Raw genomic sequence first — 16,643 nt, 5'->3', positions numbered from 1 at the left:
AGATTTCAGATAAAAACTGTTATAAATCAATGATCTGTTATCATGCACAGATGTCGCCGACCACCAAAGCCCCGCTTTATATGTATCTAAATAAATACAATATGCACATTTCAGGGGTTGCCAGCCCGCCATATTGTCTTATAGTGGATACAATTCAGCGCACAAACAAGCAGCGAACACATCATGCAAGCCAGCCAACGGCCTATCATCATCGTCGGCGCCGGGCCGGTGGGTCTGATGACGGCCCATCTCCTGGCCCGTCAGGGCATTGCCTCCACCGTTCTGGAACAGGATGCCGCCATATCGCAGGATCTGCGCGCCTCCACCTTCCACCCGCCGACCCTGGACATGCTGGATGGTGAAGGGCTGGCGGCGCCGCTGATCGCCCAGGGGCGCCTCTGCCCGACCTGGCAGATCCGCATGCATGACACGCATGAACGCGCGGTGTTCGACCTGTCGGTGCTGAAGAACGATACGGCCCATCCCTATCGCCTGCAATGCGAACAATGGCGGTTATGTGCGTTGCTGGTGGAAAGGCTGCAGGACGAGCCCCTGGTCACGCTGCGTTTCTCCACCCGGCTGACGGGACTGGAGCAGGATGGCGACAGTGTCACGGCGCAGGTGGAGACGCCGGAGGGTACTGAGCGGTTGCAGGCCCCCTTCCTGGTGGGTGCCGACGGTGCGCGCAGCGTCGTGCGGGGCCTGATCGGGCTGGAATTTGACGGCGTCACCTATCCGGAGACGACGATCCTGGCGACCACGGAATTCCCGTTCGAGGAACATCTGCCCGGCCTGTCCAACGTGAACTATGTCTGGAAGCAGGACGGGACCTTCAGCCTGCTGCGCCTGCGCGACCGCTGGCGGTGCAGCCTTTACCCCGACCCCGAGATGCCGATCGAGGAAGCGCTGCTGCCCGCGAATATCGACCGTAAGATGCAGGAGATCGTGCCGCGCGATACCGCTTATGAGATCGGGGAAGCCCGCGCCTACCGTGTCCATATGCGCATCACCCGCGATTACCGCAACGGCCGGGTCGTGCTGGCGGGCGACGCCGCCCATATCAACAGCCCCAGCGGCGGCATGGGCATGAATGGCGGCCTGCACGACGCCTTCAACCTGACGGCCACGCTGGGGGAAATCCTGCGGGGCGGGTCGCTGGACCTGCTGGACCGCTATACAAGACAGCGCCGGCCCATCGCCGAGGCCGAGGTGCTGGCCCAGGCCGACCGCAACCGATCCCGCATGCAGGAACGTGACCCTGCCAAGCGGCGCGTGATCATGGATGATCTGCTGCGTATCATCGGCAATCCGGAAAGCGCCAGGGCCTATCTGTTGCGCTCCTCGATGATCGAAGCCCTGCGCAAATCGGCGCAGATTCAATAATGCACCGTCTCGGTGATCGTGACCGATCACCGACTTCAGTCGCCAGCGCCCACATCCGTGGGCTCGGCTACGCGCCATGTGGCGCGCGGCGGCCGTCGCCGCCGAACCCGACCCAGATGAGGTACACTCACCTGGATCAGGTTTAACGCCAAGGGGAACCGCACCCATGTCGACCTTCAGCGCCTTCATCGCCGGCAAGCCCGTCACTGGTTCCGGTGCCGTCCTGCCCGTCATCAATCCGGCGGACGAAACGGAACTGACCGGGATCACCGAAGCAGGCCCCGATCTGGTGGATCAGGCCGCGCGTGCCGCCCGTGCCGCCTTCGATGACGGACGCTGGCGCAACCGCCCGGTGGAAGCGCGGCAGGAGATCCTGCGCCGCATCGCCGACCGGATCGATGCGGCGTCGGACGAACTGGCAGCGATCGAAACGGCCAATACCGGCATCCCCCTGTCCCAGGCCAAGGCCCGGCACGTGGCCCGCGCAGGGCATAATTTCCGCTTCTTCGCCGACTATATCGGCCAGACGGCGGGGCGCCTTTACGATCAGGCGCCCGATCACCTGACCATGGTCCGCCGGCAGCCGGTGGGTGTGGCGGGCCTGATCGCCCCCTGGAATGCCCCCATCGCCTTGGGCGCGATGAAGCTCGCCGGGGCCATCGCTTTCGGCAATAGCTGCATCATCAAGCCGTCGGAGCAGGCGCCGCTGGGCGTCCACCGGCTGGTTGAACTGATCCACGAGGCGGGCCTGCCCGACGGCGTGATCAATCTGGTCAGCGGCCGGGGTGCGGTGACGGGTGACGCGCTGGTCCGTCATCCGGATGTGGACGTGGTCTCCTTCACCGGTGGCACCGGCACGGGCCGTACCATCATGTCGGCGGCGGGACAATTGCTGAAGCCGTCGACCATGGAGTTGGGTGGCAAATCGGCCAATATCATCTTTGAAAGTGCTGATTTCGATCAGGCGCTGGACGGCGCCCTGCTGGGCATCTTCACCAATAACGGCCAGCAATGCCTGGCGGGTTCGCGCATCCTGGTGCAGCGTTCCATCGCCGACCGGTTCATTCCCGCCTTCCTGGAAAGGGTGGCGAAGCTGCGGGTGGGCCATCCGCTGGATGGGACGACGGAGATCGGCCCCGTCTCCTCACGCACGCATCACGACCGCATCCTGGCCTATGCCGAGACGGCGCGGCGGGAAGGCATGCGCATCCTGGCCGGCGGCAAGGCCCATGCGGATTTCGCCAAGGGATTTTATGTGGAACCCACCGTGGCCCTGACGGACGATCCAGGCCTGACCGTGTGCCAGGAGGAGATTTTCGGCCCCTTCGCCACGATCATGACCTTCGATACGCCCGACGATGCGTTCCGCATCGCCAACGCCACGCGCTTCGGCCTTGTTTCCTATGTCTGGACACAGGACCTCTATCTGGCCATGCGGGCGCAGGAGGAGCTGGAGGCGGGCGTGGTCTGGATCAACACGCCCATGATGCGCGAATTGCGTGCACCGTTCGGCGGCTGGAAGGAATCCGGCGTCGGCGCGGAGGGTGGAATGGATTGCGAGGCCTTCTACACAAGGCAGAAAACCGTCACCCTGGCCCGCCACCCCCTGCCCCTGCGGCGCATGGGGCTGGGCTGAACCGCCCGGCCCAGCGGCCGCGATGTCAGCCGATATGGCGCCATTGCGGCCGGGAGGTGCTGTTGTCCCGCGTCAGCAGCATGTAATATTCGTAGCGATCGGGATTATACAGGCTCTGTTGATGCAAGATCGGCCGGCCTTCCCGGTCGAACACGGTACGCCGCAGCCGGATCACCGGCGACCCGATGGCCACCCCCAGCTTTTCCGACACATCATCATTGGCCGCCATGGCACTGATCGATTGTTCGGCGCTGACGGCGATAAGGCCGGCCTGTTCCAGGATGCGCACCACGGGCCGGTCGTCCATCGCCTGACCCTTCAGCAGGTGTGCGCTTTCCGGCGGCAGATAAACCTCGGTCAGGGAGACGGGCCGGTCCTTGTGCGAGCGCAACCGCTCCAACCGCACACCCCGGCTGCCGGGCGGAAGCTTCAGGGCCATGGTGGCGGCGGCCGGCAAGGGCACGTCGGTGTCGTGGGCCAGCGTCTGCGCCGTCGTCTCCACCCCGATGGTGATCAGGTTCTCGATCAGGCCCGACAGGCGCGGCGGGGAGGCTGCCCCCCCTTCCTGCGGCGCCGGAAAGGTGCCCACGCCCTGCCGGCGCACCACCAGCCCCTCACGCTCCAGCACTTCCAGCGCCCGGCGGACCGTGACGCGGGACAGGTTGAACTGCGCCGCCAGGGCCATTTCCGTGGGCAGGGGCGTCGTCTGGCTGTAGGCCCCATCGATGATCTGCTGGCGCAGCACGACATAGAGCTGGTGATAGACAGGCAGGCTGCTGCCTTCCTTGGACAATGCCCCGCGTCGACCCACCACCATCCGCCCCCTTCCCTGTTTCGCCCTCAGCGACAATGCCTGATCCCACCCCGCGCACCCGGCATGAAAGCCGGACGTGACAGGAAGCGATTTGCCCTTATTGTATTTTATATGATACCTTTAAAAACAGACCTGATGACATAGCATCCCGATGACAACCCGCAGAAAGCCGTGATCCCCATCCACACGCCCCACGGATTGACTGGCTGATCACCGCGGGAAGGTAAGATGCTTTGTCGTCATTTACAATCAAGATCATCAAGGCGGAGCAGAGGAGTGCCGGTGACAAAGGAGCTTGCAAGCGGACCAGTGCCCGCCCTGTCGCGACGCGCCGTCCTGGCCGGCAGCGGCGGCCTGCTGCTGGGCCTGCTGGCCGGGCGACCAGCCGTGGCGGCGGGCAAGGCCGGAGAGGCCGCCACCCCCTTCGCTGCCTGGATGGATATCGCACCGGATGGCACAATCACGGTCGCCACGCCGGCGGCGGAAATGGGTCAGGGCATCTTCACATCCCTGCCCAAGATCATGATTGACGAGTTGGGCGGCGACTGGAGCCGGGTCAAGGTCGTGCATTCCGATGGCAACCCCGCCTTCATCAACCCCGCGTCCAAGGACCAGTCGACGGGCCGGTCGATCAGCGTGCGCGGCTATTACCCGCTGTTGCGCAAGCTGGGCGCGCAGGCGCGTGAGATGCTGCGCCAGGCGGCGGCAACAGATTGGAACATCCCTGTCGACCGCGTGCGCATCGAAAACGGCTTTGCCATCGACACGCAAGGGGGGCGGCGGCTGACCATCGGCCGGCTGGCGGCGGTAGCCGCCACCCTGCCCGTCCCCGACAACCCGCCGCTGAAATCGCGTGACCAACTGACACTGGTCGGCCGTTCCACCCCGGCGAAGGATGTCGCGGAAAAGGTGACAGGTCGCGCCACCTACGCCATCGATGTGAAGCTGCCGGGCCTGCTGACCGCGACGGTCCGCATGGCGCCCGTCTTCGGTGCCGTGATCGATCGGTTCGACCCGGCGCCGGCCCTGACCATTCCCGGCGTGGTCGCCGTCGTGCCCTTCGGCGGGCAGATCCTTGATACACCTTACCCTTATGAGGCCGGGGTCGCCATCGTCGCGGAGAATTTCTGGGCTGCGCGGCGTGGCTATGACGCCCTGTCCGTGACCTTCAAGGGCGGGCGCGACCCGGCTGCCTCCACCGCCGCGCTGGCGGCGGCGCGGCCCGCCCTGGCGGAAAAGGGGCCGGCGCTGCTGGCAAAGGCCATCGGCGACAGTGCTTCTGCCTGGCAAGAGGCGGCCCATCGCCAGGAATGGTTCTACGACGTGCCCTTCCTGGCCCATATGACCATGGAACCCATGACCTGCGTCGCGCATGTGGAGGCGGATCGCGCCACCCTGTGGGCACCCACGCAGGGTCCGTTGGGCGTGGCCCGTGCCGTGGGCAAGCTGCTAGGCCTGCCACCGGAAAAGGTGACGGTCCATCGCACGTTCCTGGGCGGCGGTTTCGGGCGGCGCTGGCCGCGCGATTTCGCGGTGCAGGCGGCGGAAATCGCCAAGGCCGTGGGCCGGCCCGTGAAGCTGATCTGGACGCGGGAAGAGGATACGCAGCACGATTTCTATCGGCCTGGCATGGGCCTGCGCGCCCGCGCCAGTTTCGATGCAGGGCGGCGCCTGACGGGTCTGCATCTGACCAGCGTCGGCCCGTCACTGGTTGCCTGGCAACGGGCCGCCACCGGCACGCCCCGCGCCGATTTTGCGGCCGTGGGCGGTCTGGATGACAGCCATTACGCCCTGCCCGCCCTGACGGTGGATTGGGTGGACCAGCCCACGCCCATCCCCATCGGCATGTGGCGCGGCGTGGGCCATTCGCAGAACGGCTTCTTCCTGGAAAGCGTGATCGATGAGATCGCGCAGGAGGCGGGCCAGGATCCCTATGCCTTCCGGCGCGGCATGCTGGCCGGCAATCCCCGCGCCTGCCGCGTGCTGGACAAGGCGGCGTCTGCCATCGGCTGGGGCCGCACGTTGCCGGCCGGACAGGGGCTGGGCATCGCCTTCATGGAATCCTACGACACCATGGTCGCCCATGGCGCGCAGGTCAGCGTCCGGGATGGCAAGGTTACGGTGGAACGGCTGGTCGCTGTGGTCGATCCCGGTCTGGCGGTCGATCCCCGCACCATCGAGGCGCAGGTGCAGGGTGCGGCCATCTTTGCCCTGTCGGCCCTGTTCCATGGCGAGATCACGGTCAGCAACGGTCAGGTGGACCAATCCTCCTTCACAGACCAGCCGGTGCTGACCCTGGCCGACACCCCGCCCGTCGATGTCCATATCCTGGAAAGCGATGGGGCGCCCATCGGCGGTATTGGAGAGCCGGGCCTGCCGACCGTGGCGCCGGCCGTCACCAACGCCATCTTCGCCGCCACCGGCATCCGCATCCGTTCCCTGCCGCTGGCCAAGGCCAAGCTGGGCTGAACCGGGATTTTCCATGACCGACCATCTCACCCTCACGCTGAACGGCAGGCGGCAAGCCGTTGATGTCAGTCGGGATACGCCGCTGCTCTGGGTGCTGCGCGACGCGCTGGGCCTGACGGGCACCAAGTTCGGCTGCGGCATCGGCGCCTGCGGGGCCTGCACCGTGCATATCGACGGCGCGCCCGTGCGTTCCTGTTCCCTGCCTGTCGAGGCCGTGGGCAAGGGCAAGGTCACGACGATCGAGGGGCTGGACCCCGCCGGCAACCACCCGATCCAGGCCGCGTGGCGCGACCTGAACGTACCGCAATGCGGCTATTGCCAGTCGGGCATGATCATGGCGGCGGCCGCCTTGCTGGCGGAAAATCCGCATCCGACGGAAGCGGATATCCGCGAGAACATCACCAATATCTGCCGCTGCGGCACCTATCACCGCATCGTCGCCGGCATCATCCTGGCTTCCACCCGCAAACAGGGTTGAAGGGGGCCGATAGGTTGGGCAAACCCGGGCATACTCACGCCCGGATGTCACCCTCCGGCAGGCTCTCCGGCGCGGGATAACGCCCCATGGTCAGCAGCAGCGCCGCGCCGGCCAGCAGGGCGATGGCACCATAGATCAGGGCCGTGTCATAGGTCCCGCTCTGCACGAACATGCGGCCGAAGGTGAAGGGGCCGAAGCCCGCCCCCAGCGCGAAGAACCCGTACATCATGCCGTAGATGGCGCCATAGGCGCGCATGCCGTAGTAACGGCTGACCATGAAGGCCAGGATGTCATATTCGACGCCGGCCGCGAACCCGATCAGCAGCACCGCCACGATGGCGGGCGTGGCTGTCACCCCGTCCCCCGTGAGCAGCAGACAGGCCGCCGCCGGCAGGGCCAGCAGCACAAAGGCCACCGCCGGCGCCCAGAAACGGTCGATCAGCCAGCCGCCGATCAGGCGCCCGGCAATCACCGAGGGGCCGATGATGCTGGCGATCTGCACCGCCTGCTGTGCGTCCAGCCCCTTGGAGCCCAGGATCTTTTCCAGATTGGGGATCGGACCGCCCACAGCGAAGGCGATGGGCACGAAGGCAATGGCCAGCACCCAGAACCGGTAAGTGCCCAGCGCCTGACGCAGGGTGAAGCCGCGATGGACCACCTTGGCGGGTGCGCCCGTAGCCCCCTTGTCCGTCACATCGCGGAACAGGAAGTACGCCACCGGCAGCGACAGCAGCAGCGGCAGCAGTGCCAGCCCGACATAGGCCATGCGCCAGCCGACAATGCCGATCAGATAATTGGCATACAGCTTCGCGAACGCCCCGAACAGGCCCGTGCCCAGCAGCGACAGGCCCAGGGCCAGACCGCGATTGGCGTTGAACCAGTTGTTCACGGCGCGGGTCCAGGTGATGGGCAGGGTTCCCGACCCCAGCGCCGCCATCAGCATCCAGTTCACATAGAACAGGGTCAGCGACCCGTTCGACAGGGCGAAGCCCGCCAGCGTCACGCCGAACAGCAGCACGGAGACCAGCACCACCCGCCGCACACCGAACCGGTCCGCTGCCATGCCGGCCACAGGCCCCATAATCATGGCCCCGAAGGTCATGATGACCAGCGAGAACATGATCTGGTCCACGCCCCAGCCGAACTCGGCCGACAGCGGCGCCACGAAGACACCCGTCGTGTAGAAGGGAATGGGCGACAGCCCCGTTCCGATACCCAGCGCGGAGGCGGCGACCACCTTCCAGCCCTGCCTGAACTCCGACCGATCGACAGACATGCAAGCCCCCGGCTTTTATTTGATATAATGATGTATCATTATGCTCATTGAGGAGCGGAAACGGCAACGGGAAACCCGTGAAGGGTGCAAAGTTTCACGGGTCTGTCCGGTCACTGGACAGCGGTCCCAGGCGTGCCGCCTCTTCCTTCAGGATATCGGCCAGCGCCGCCTCGGCCGGTGACAGGCTGGCACGGCGGCGGCGCATCAGGATCAGCGGCGTGGTCCATTGCCCCCCGGCCAGATCGCGCCCCAGCAACTGCGCCGATGCCACCACCATCGATTGCGGCAGGATGGCCAGCATGTCGGAGACGACCAGGGCCGACATGCCGAACAGGATGGAATGGGTGGCGATACGCGGCTGGATGGGATCGATGCCGGCTTCCATGAAATGCTGATCGACGCGGGCATCCAGCCCGTCGGGCAGCTTGCCGAAGATCCAGTCGGCCCCGGCCAGATCGGCGATGGTTTTCGCCTGATGCAGCAGGCGGTTCTCCTTCCGCCCCACCACGACCCAGCGTTCCTCCCCCACCCTGGTGGCCATGATCTGGGGATCGGGATGGCTGATGCTGGCCGTGATGGCGGCGTCCAGGTCCCCGGCCAGAAGCTGGCGCACAAAATCCGCCTCGACACCCGGTTCCACCCGCATCCGCAGGCGGGCGAATTTCTGCTGCAGGCGCAGCACCGCGAACCGCCCGATGCCGGCGGCCGCTGCCGGGCTCAGCCCCACCGCAAACTGTGCCGCCGACCGTCCCAGGGCCACGTCCACGTCACGGCGGAAATGCCCGACCTCCGCCAGCACGGTGCGCGCACGCGACAGCAGCGCCTCGCCCATGCGGGTGACCATGACGCCCTTGGGCGTGCGCTCCAGCAAGGTGACGCCCAGTTCCGCTTCCAGCCGGGCCAGACTTTTCGACAGTGCCTGCTGTGACAGCCCCCGTTGCCGCGCGGCCAGAGTCAGGCTGCCCGTGTCGACCACGCCGACAAAATATTCCAGGTCGCGAAGCTCCACCGCGCAGGGCCTTCCGTGAACGCCAGGCCACAGGGTCGCGCGGCGGGGCACGGGGGTGAAAGCGCGATGTGACCGGATGGCCGCGTGGTGGATGGGGCGCAGCGGCGACCCATGCCGCCGAAGCCTTTCATCGCGATCAGTCGGGATGAAAGGTCGCTGGTTTCGGATGGATGTCAGCGGGCCGGGCTGCTCACGGTCACTCTTCCGGGGCGATGGTCAGGCGCAGCCCGGACATCGCCGGCGTCAACCGGATCTGGCAGGACAGGCGGGAGGTTTCAGTGCGATGGCAGGACCCCTCCAGCAGGTCCTGCTCGTCCTCCTCCATCGCCGGCACCTGCCCCGTAGAGGCGGGATCAAGATGGACATGGCAGGTCGCGCAGGCGCAACTGCCACCGCACAAGGCCTGCAGCTCGTCAATACCGGCGTCGCGGATGTTCTCCATCACCGACCGCCCGGCAACCCCTTCAACCTCATGCTCGACGCCGCTGCGCGTAACGATGGTCAGTTTCGGCATTCCAATTTCCCTTCACGTAAAATGCGCCGGCCGCTTGTCCAGAAAGGCGGCCACCCCTTCGCGCCCGTGTGCCGTGCGCCCGCTGGCCGCGATGCATTGTGCTTCGGCCTCCAGATGCACTTCCAGGGCACTGTCCAGCGCCCTGCCCAGCAATCCCCGTGTCCGCCCGATCGCCCCCGTCGCGGCGGCGGCCAGTTCCCTTGCCTGGGCCATGGCCGCCGCATCCAGCTCGGGGCCCGGTACCAGCCGGGTGGCGAGGCCCATGGCCACTGCCTCCTCCCCGCCGACCGTGCGGTTGGTCAGCAAAATCTCCTGCGCCCGCCGCATGCCGACCAGGCGCGGCAGCATCCAGGACAGCCCGCCGTCCGGCGTATAGCCCAGCGTCCCGTATGCGGCGATGAAACGGGCTTCCGGGGTGGCCAGCACGATGTCGCCCGCCATGGCAAGGCTGAACCCCGCCCCCGCCGCCGGCCCGTTGACGGCCACCACCAGAGGCTTCGCCATATGCAGGAAACGGGTCACCGCGACATGCAGGCAGGCCGTCACCTGTTTCAGATGTGCGCCGATCCCGTCGCCCGCCGCGGCGAATTCCGTGACATCGCCACCAGCGCAGAACATGCGGCCCCGGCCCGTCAGCAGCACGCAGCGGATGCCGTCATCCTCGTCACAATCGATGGCCGCCTTCATCAGTGCCTGGGCCAGGGCGAGGCTGATGCTGTTGCCGGTGCGCGGCCGGTCCAACACCAGCCGCATGACCGCCCCCTCCCGCTCCAGGGCCAGGGGCGATGGCTCAAGCGCGCTCATCGCAGTTCACCAGGAAATGGGTAGGTTGGCAAAGCCCCTGACCATGATGTGGCTGACCCGCTTGGCCCTGCCCGTATCCAGGTCATAATCGCCGAGGAAGGGCAGCAATTCGCGCATGATCTCCTTCAACATCATGCGGGCGGCATTGGCCCCGGCGCAGAAATGCGGCCCCATGCCAAAACCGAAATGGCGCACACGGGCGCGGTTGATGTCGAACCGGTCGGGATCGGGGATGACCCGTTCATCACGATTGGCCGACGCGTAGAAGATGATGGCGCGGCTGTCGGCGGGGATGCGTGTACCGTCGATCTCCACCTCCTGCACCACCTGGCGCGCGAAACACTGCGTGGACGTGTCCCAGCGCACCGCCTCGTCAATGGCAGCCGGGATGCGCGACGGATCTTCGATCAGCGTCCGCCGCTGATCGGGGTGACACCAGAGCGCATGCATGACATTGGGGAAGAAATGCCCGATGGAGGCATTGCCTGCCATCAGCACCGTGGAAACATTGGCCACGATCTCCTCGTCACTGAGCGGCGCCCCGTCTTCCTTTGCATTCAGCAGGACGGAGATCAGGTCGTCGCCACGTTCCTGCTTGCGGTTGTCCAACTGGTCGCGCAGGAAACGGGCGATCTCCTGAAAGGTTTCCGGCGGCAGGATGGAACCCAGGGGTCCGTCATCCTGGTGGAACAGACCCTTGGTCAGTTCGGTGGCCCGTATGGCGGCGGCGGCATCAAGCCCCAGCATGCGGCCCAGGGCACCGAACAGGATGGGCTGGCTGATATCGGCGATGAAGTCGCATTCCCGCCTTTCCGACAGCCGTTCCATGCAATCGGCCAGTTCTGCGCGGATGCCGGGCAGCATCGCCTCGATCCGGGCATTGCCCAGACCACGCTGGATGATGCGGCGCAGTTCGTCATGGCGGGGCGGATCGATGGACCCCAGCGTCTTGCCAACGCGCGTCGGGCTGTCCTGCACGACATTGCCCTTGGAGGAGGAGAAGGCGGCATAATCCGCCGTCGCCCGCTCCACCCCCGAAAAGCGGGTGACCAGCCAGAGACCGCTGCCCGGGTCCTGCCAGACCGGCGCCTCGTCGCGCAGGCGGCGATAGGTGGGATAGGGATCGGCGACAAAGGCCGGATCGGCCGGATTGAAATCGATCATCTGCATCACTCCCTGGCATCCCTCATGGCCGGTCCATCGCCTGGGAACCGGCATCATAGCTGTAAGTGGCGTCTGCATAGGGCAGCATGCCTTCATTCCAACGGGCAAAACGCTGTTTCAGGTCGGCGGCGATGGCCGGTTCCGCTGTGATACGATTGGCCCGCTCCCGTTCGTCCGCGGCCAGATCGAACAACCCTTCCCGGCCCTTGATACGCAGGTATTTCCAGTCACCATGGCGCACGGCCACCTGATCATCCTGCTTGTGCCGCCAGAACAGGGTTCGCGCGACGGGTGGGGCCCGGCCTGTCAGGGGGGCCAGCAGGCTGGCCCCGTCCCAATCCCCGCCGGTGACACCGGCCGCGTCCAGCAGGGTCGGCACCCAGTCCATGGTGATCGCCACCTGACGGGGGACCGTGCCCGGCGCGACATGCCCCGGCCAGGACACCAGGCAGGGCACGCGGATGCCACCTTCCAGCAGCTCGCCTTTCATCCCGATCAGCGGCCAGACATCGGAAAAACGCTCCCCGCCATTGTCGCTGGTAAAGATGACGATGCTGTTAGCGGCCAGCCCGGTTTCACGCAGGGCCGCCAGCACCCGGCCTACACCCCGGTCCAGGCTGGCTAGCATGGCGGCGTAGGTCTTCAGGCTGCCGCCATCATAATGGCGGATATCCTTCAAGCTGCGGGCCACCGCCTCATCCTCCGGCCCCTCCCAGGGCCAGTGGGGGGCGGTGTAATGCAGCGACAGGAACAGGGGTTGGCGGGCCTTGGCAGCCTGCCCGATTTCCGCCACCGCCCGGTCGGTCAACAGGTCGGTCAGGTAGCCGACATCCTTGGCCGGCTGCCGCCCGTCGAACAGCCCATCCTCCGCCCCTGCGGGATCGCCATGGGCCAGATGGGTGAAATAATCGGCCCCACCCTTCTTGATGCCGTAGAAATGCTGATAGCCGCTGTCCAGCGGACCGGGAAACGGCGCCTCACCCAGATGCCATTTGCCGACCAGACAGGTGCGGTATCCCGCCCCGGACAGAAGGCGCGGCAGTGTGGCGACATCCGCCGGCAACCCGACTTTGGCCCTGACCAGCGGTTCTTCCAGCCCCAGCGGCAGGCGGTACTGATACCGACCCGTCAGCAGCGCCAGCCGGGTGGGCGAACAGACGCAGGAATTGGCACAGGCCTGCGTCAGCCGCGCACCGTCTGCCGCGATGGCATCGATATGGGGTGTCGCCACAATCCGCCCGCCATAGCAGCCAATATCGGCATAACCGAGATCGTCGGCCATGATGAAGATGATGTTGGGCGACGCCCCGCCAACCGCCCCCGCCGGCAGGGAAGCAGCGGCGGCCAGGGCGGCGGCACCGCCCAGCCATTGGCGCCGGTTCAGACCCTCCCTCATGGCCGCGCCTCCCCTCAGTACCGGTATGACGCCTGCACGCCGATGGTGCGCGACGTGTCGGTGGAGATGATCGCCGCACCGGCCTGTGCGAAGGCGTTATAGCCGTAATTGACCACACGCTCGTCCGTCAGGTTCTTGCCCACCAGCGCCAGTTCCACGCCCGACGGATCATGCGCCACCCCGACCCGCAGGTTCAGCTTGGCATAGCCGCCCGACGTGGGGATGACGGCATTGGCCAGGTCGATGATGTTCTGCTTGGTGCGGAACTCGACGAAGGCGTTGGCATTGAGGGAGAAATTCTGGTTGATCGCCGTTTCGTAATTCATCTGCACCACACCCGTCAGCTTGGGCGCGAACGGGACACCGGAGATGGAGTTTGCCGGCAGCACGCCTCGCTTTTCCACATCGGCATAGGTGACACTGGTGGAGAAGGTCAGGTCGGATGTCAGCGCGATGCTCAATTCGGCGTCGGCACCGCGTGACTGGATCTGGTCGTTGCGGACCACGAAGCCGGCGCCGGTATTGATGGCGATCTGATAATCGGAGATGCGGGTCTGGAACAGCGCGACATTGAAGGTCGTGCCACGCCCGAAGCTGAACTTGGCCCCCAGTTCCACGGTCTTCGCCCCTTCATCACCGAACTCCGCGGTGGCGATGGTGCTGGGGGAGGCCTGGAAGCCACCACCCTTGCTGCCGGTGGCATAGCTGGCATAGAGCATGGCGTCAGGCGACAGCTTGTAGCTGACAGAGCCGGAATAATCGACGAAATCGTCTTTGCGGTCCATGCTGGTGGGCGCAAAGGCCGGATAGGCTGCGGTGGCCAGCAGTCCGGGCCGCACAATGCCACGGGTGTAATCGACCTGTTTTTTCTGGTTGTCGCTGCGCAGACCCAGCGTCAACTCCAGTTCCTCGGTCAGGGAATAGTTGAACTGGCCGAACAGGGACAGGGCCTCGGTCTTATATTCCTGATCGGTGGTCACGGCACCATTAAGGGGCGTCCCGGCCTGCGGCAGCACATCCAGATAGTCAAAATTGCCCCATTTGTCGTGATAGTAATAGGCGCCGACAATGTAGCTGAACTTGTCATATTCGGGCGAGGTCAGGCGCAGTTCCTGCCCGAAACTCTCATTATGCTCCCGCGCGGTACGCAGCACAGGCGCACCGCGCACACCCGCCGGATTGATCACCCGCTTCATGTCATATTCGGCATAACCGGTGACGGCGGTCAACGTGTGGTCACCCAGCCCCAGATTGATGGTCGAATTGGTGCGCCAGCCCTGGGTATAGTCGAAAATCTTGTCGAAGCCCGGCCGCACCGTACCACGGCTGACATCCTTGATGGCGGCGGTGAAGGCTGCGTCGCCATATATGGCCGCTGTCTGTGCCAACCGTCCCAGCGTGTCGGCACCGGCATAAAAGGTCTGTCCGTCGCGGTCGATCCAATGGGCCTGGGCCGACACGATCCATTCCAGCGTATCGGTCGGTTCCCACCGCGCAGTGGCGCGCAAGGCCTTGCGGTTGCTGCTCTGCTCATCCTGTCCGGTCAGGGCGTTGCGGATCCAGCCCCCCTCGTCCGCGAACTGGCCGGCCAAACGCACAGCGAAGGTTTCGTTGACCGGCAGGTTGATCGCCGCATCCAGGATGTCGGACCCCAGCTCGAACTCATGCATATAGCTGGCTTCATAGCCAAAATCGGCACCGGGTTTCCGGGTGGTCAGGGTCAGGGCGCCAACGCTGGTATTCTTGCCCAGGATGGCGGCCTGCGTGCCCTTCACGATCTCCATCCGCTCCACATCGAACAGGGCGGCGGCATAGTCACGGGCATGGCCGGCAAAGACGCCATCGATGAAAAGGCCGATCGTCTGTTCGAAACTGTCGTTGGAGGAACTGGTGCCCAGGCCGCGCACCACGGGATTGATGGTGCCGCCGGGGGCCGCCTGCATGCGGATACCCGGTACGACCTGTGTGATCTGGTCCAGGGAGACGACGGCAGCTCGGGTGAAGGCCTCGCCCTGCACCACGGTGACCGATGCCGGCACCTCCTGCAACGGCTGCGACCGCTTCAGGGCCGTCACAATGATCTCTTCCAGGACGGGGCCATCCGCCGGGTTCTGTTCCTGGGCCAAGGCGCCATGGCTGACGGTGGTGACGAGGCCAACCAGCATCGCTCGCGAAAATCCGCGCATCACTTTCCTCCCTGTTTTGTGATTGGCGGCGCCCGCATCGGCGCCGTCTGTTTCTTGGGTCCTCTCCTTCATGGAGGGCACGAAACTTATTTATTCCACATGGTCGATTTAGTAAAGCCCAATATGCCGACTGGTGAATTATTTTGCCTACAATGGAATGCATGTTCCAGGCAGCAACGTACATTCACCAAGGCAATCCCATGGTGTCGGTCCGGGGTATGGATGGTCGGTGTCAGGAACCCTGGCGGTCGCGTTTCTTCGGCGGATCGCGGAAGAACAGGGCAAGGCAACGGTCCACATGCATATCGATGAAGCCGGGATCCAGCGGCGACCGGCCGATGATCCGAGTGGCTTCCACCGACTGCATGAAGATACGGGTCGCAGCGCCGATGAACAGGTAATGGAGGTGATGGGGATCACCCTCCACGAACTGCCCCTTCGCCTGGCACGACCGGATCAGGTCGGCGACCAGATCGAAATAGCCCTTCAGGTAATCGGTGACCAGCGCATCCAGTTGCGGACTGGCGCCACTGGACAGGTGGGTCATCAGGCGATGGAGATGCAGGTTCCCCGCGCTGTAGCGCACGAAATCCTCCAGCACCAGCCGCAGCTTGATGACGTCGTCCACACCGTGCAGACCCGCCAGCCTTTCACTTTGCTTGGTGGTGAAGGCCTTGACCGTGCGGTCCATCGCCGCCTGCCACAGGCCTTCCTTGCCATTGAAATGATAGGTGACCAGCGTGTGCTTAGCATCCGCCGCATCGGCCATGGCCCGTGTCGACGCTGCCTCGAACCCGCGGGCCGAGAACTCAGCAATCGCGGCCTCGACGATACGCTCGCGCGTGTCGATGGCGCGCTGCTGCTGGCGGCGGCGCACGGGCTTGGTTGCAGGCGTCTCGGGTTCGGTCGACATGGCACCTATCTATACGGGACCAAAGGGTTTTTGCCAGTTTAATCTATGGTTTCATCGTCCCTCCGCGCTGCGGGTCTGCAGGCTGTGATAGTTGGCGGCGCGCCGTGCCTCATCCAGGCGCATGCCGCCGGCCACAGCGGCGCGGATACGGTCCTCCGCCGCTTCGATCTGTTCGGCGATGGCCAGCACCTCGGCCAGCCTGTCGGCGGGGATCGACAAGACACCGTCGGCGTCACCCACCAGCCAGTCGCCGGGTGCCACGCGCACCCCCGCCATCTGCACCGGCACATTATAGGCGTCGGCCGTCACCCGGTCCTTGCCGGTGCGCATCGTGTTCCCTCGCGCAAACACAGGGTAGCCCAGTTCCACACAACGGTCGCTGTCGCGGCACACCCCGTCGATGACGGTGCCGGCAATGCCCTTGGCATGAGCGACGAAGGTCAGGATATCGCCCCAGACCGTCTGGTCCGGCCGCCCGTCATTGTCGATGACGACAACGGAACCCGGCGCTACGTCATCGATATAGTCACCGACCACCCCACCCGTCAGGCCCACGGGCAGCATCCGGATGGTGAAGGCGGGACCGGCAAAGCGCATGGTG

The 16,643-nt window shown here is 65.3% G+C and carries 14 protein-coding genes; 4 read left to right on the top strand and 10 right to left on the bottom strand.

Annotated features, from left to right (window positions below):
* The first annotated feature begins 183 nt into the window (after positions 1–183).
* Both KBA48_RS07105 and KBA48_RS07100 read left to right on the top strand, forming a co-directional pair.
* On the top strand, positions 184–1,383 hold the full coding sequence (locus KBA48_RS07105) for an FAD-dependent monooxygenase (RefSeq protein WP_292904643.1): 1,200 nt from the start codon (positions 184–186) through the stop codon (positions 1,381–1,383).
* Between the two features lie 166 nt (positions 1,384–1,549).
* Positions 1,550–3,019, top strand: a complete 1,470-nt coding sequence (locus KBA48_RS07100; RefSeq protein WP_292904641.1) for an aldehyde dehydrogenase — start codon at positions 1,550–1,552, stop codon at positions 3,017–3,019.
* 25 nt (positions 3,020–3,044) lie between these two features.
* On the opposite strand, the gene KBA48_RS07095 is transcribed toward KBA48_RS07100, so the two are convergent.
* Complete coding sequence (locus KBA48_RS07095) at positions 3,045–3,836, bottom strand: GntR family transcriptional regulator (protein ID WP_292904638.1); 792 nt, start codon at positions 3,834–3,836, stop codon at positions 3,045–3,047.
* 279 nt (positions 3,837–4,115) lie between these two features.
* On the opposite strand from KBA48_RS07095, the gene KBA48_RS07090 reads away from it, so the two are divergent.
* Together KBA48_RS07090 and KBA48_RS07085 are read left to right on the top strand one after the other, a co-directional pair.
* Positions 4,116–6,302 (top strand): molybdopterin cofactor-binding domain-containing protein, encoded by a 2,187-nt coding sequence (locus KBA48_RS07090; RefSeq protein WP_292904636.1) that lies wholly within the window; start codon positions 4,116–4,118, stop codon positions 6,300–6,302.
* Between the two features lie 13 nt (positions 6,303–6,315).
* Positions 6,316–6,780 carry a (2Fe-2S)-binding protein gene (locus KBA48_RS07085; RefSeq protein ID WP_292904634.1) on the top strand — a complete coding sequence of 155 codons (465 nt, stop codon included), beginning with the start codon at positions 6,316–6,318 and terminating at the stop codon, positions 6,778–6,780.
* 34 nt (positions 6,781–6,814) lie between these two features.
* Here the strand turns inward: KBA48_RS07085 and KBA48_RS07080 are convergent, their stop codons facing one another.
* From KBA48_RS07080 to KBA48_RS07040, 9 genes are all read right to left on the bottom strand, one after another.
* A complete protein-coding gene (locus tag KBA48_RS07080) occupies positions 6,815–8,056 on the bottom strand; it encodes an MFS transporter (RefSeq protein ID WP_292904632.1) in 1,242 nt (413 codons plus the stop codon).
* A 94-nt stretch (positions 8,057–8,150) separates the two neighbouring features.
* Positions 8,151–9,065 (bottom strand): LysR family transcriptional regulator, encoded by a 915-nt coding sequence (locus KBA48_RS07075; protein ID WP_292904630.1) that lies wholly within the window; start codon positions 9,063–9,065, stop codon positions 8,151–8,153.
* Between the two features lie 196 nt (positions 9,066–9,261).
* Positions 9,262–9,579: a 2Fe-2S iron-sulfur cluster-binding protein gene (locus tag KBA48_RS07070; RefSeq protein ID WP_292904628.1), complete on the bottom strand. Its 318-nt coding sequence runs from the start codon at positions 9,577–9,579 to the stop codon at positions 9,262–9,264.
* A 12-nt stretch (positions 9,580–9,591) separates the two neighbouring features.
* Positions 9,592–10,383 carry an enoyl-CoA hydratase/isomerase family protein gene (locus KBA48_RS07065; protein WP_292904626.1) on the bottom strand — a complete coding sequence of 264 codons (792 nt, stop codon included), beginning with the start codon at positions 10,381–10,383 and terminating at the stop codon, positions 9,592–9,594.
* 6 nt (positions 10,384–10,389) lie between these two features.
* A complete protein-coding gene (locus KBA48_RS07060; protein WP_292904624.1) occupies positions 10,390–11,553 on the bottom strand; it encodes a cytochrome P450 in 1,164 nt (387 codons plus the stop codon).
* A 16-nt stretch (positions 11,554–11,569) separates the two neighbouring features.
* Positions 11,570–12,943, bottom strand: a complete 1,374-nt coding sequence (locus KBA48_RS07055; protein ID WP_292904622.1) for a sulfatase-like hydrolase/transferase — start codon at positions 12,941–12,943, stop codon at positions 11,570–11,572.
* Positions 12,944–12,957: 14 nt separating this feature from the next.
* Positions 12,958–15,129, bottom strand: coding sequence for a TonB-dependent receptor (locus KBA48_RS07050; protein ID WP_292904620.1), 2,172 nt, complete (start codon positions 15,127–15,129; stop codon positions 12,958–12,960).
* 232 nt (positions 15,130–15,361) lie between these two features.
* Positions 15,362–16,042 carry a TetR/AcrR family transcriptional regulator gene (locus tag KBA48_RS07045; RefSeq protein WP_292904618.1) on the bottom strand — a complete coding sequence of 227 codons (681 nt, stop codon included), beginning with the start codon at positions 16,040–16,042 and terminating at the stop codon, positions 15,362–15,364.
* Positions 16,043–16,093: 51 nt separating this feature from the next.
* The coding region (locus KBA48_RS07040; RefSeq protein ID WP_292904616.1) for an RraA family protein at positions 16,094–16,643 on the bottom strand (550 nt) is incomplete at its 5' end.

The organism is Niveispirillum sp. (genome assembly GCF_017996735.1).
Taxonomy (GTDB): Bacteria; Pseudomonadota; Alphaproteobacteria; order Azospirillales; family Azospirillaceae; genus Niveispirillum.
The sequence above is the reverse complement of the archived record's forward strand: the minus strand, read 5'-3'. Positions and strand labels throughout refer to the sequence as shown.

Bases quoted from the DNA above. Each gene is read 5' to 3' on its own strand.
- KBA48_RS07105 (WP_292904643.1), top strand. From the start codon at position 184: ATGCAAGCCAGCCAACGGCCTATCATCATCGTCGGCGCCGGGCCGGTG.
- KBA48_RS07100 (WP_292904641.1), top strand. From the start codon at position 1,550: ATGTCGACCTTCAGCGCCTTCATCGCCGGCAAGCCCGTCACTGGTTCC.
- KBA48_RS07095 (WP_292904638.1), bottom strand. From the start codon at position 3,836: ATGGTGGTGGGTCGACGCGGGGCATTGTCCAAGGAAGGCAGCAGCCTG.
- KBA48_RS07085 (WP_292904634.1), top strand. From the start codon at position 6,316: ATGACCGACCATCTCACCCTCACGCTGAACGGCAGGCGGCAAGCCGTT.
- KBA48_RS07080 (WP_292904632.1), bottom strand. From the start codon at position 8,056: ATGTCTGTCGATCGGTCGGAGTTCAGGCAGGGCTGGAAGGTGGTCGCC.
- KBA48_RS07070 (WP_292904628.1), bottom strand. From the start codon at position 9,579: ATGCCGAAACTGACCATCGTTACGCGCAGCGGCGTCGAGCATGAGGTT.
- KBA48_RS07065 (WP_292904626.1), bottom strand. From the start codon at position 10,383: ATGAGCGCGCTTGAGCCATCGCCCCTGGCCCTGGAGCGGGAGGGGGCG.
- KBA48_RS07060 (WP_292904624.1), bottom strand. From the start codon at position 11,553: ATGCAGATGATCGATTTCAATCCGGCCGATCCGGCCTTTGTCGCCGAT.
- KBA48_RS07055 (WP_292904622.1), bottom strand. From the start codon at position 12,943: ATGAGGGAGGGTCTGAACCGGCGCCAATGGCTGGGCGGTGCCGCCGCC.
- KBA48_RS07050 (WP_292904620.1), bottom strand. From the start codon at position 15,129: ATGCGCGGATTTTCGCGAGCGATGCTGGTTGGCCTCGTCACCACCGTC.
- KBA48_RS07045 (WP_292904618.1), bottom strand. From the start codon at position 16,042: ATGTCGACCGAACCCGAGACGCCTGCAACCAAGCCCGTGCGCCGCCGC.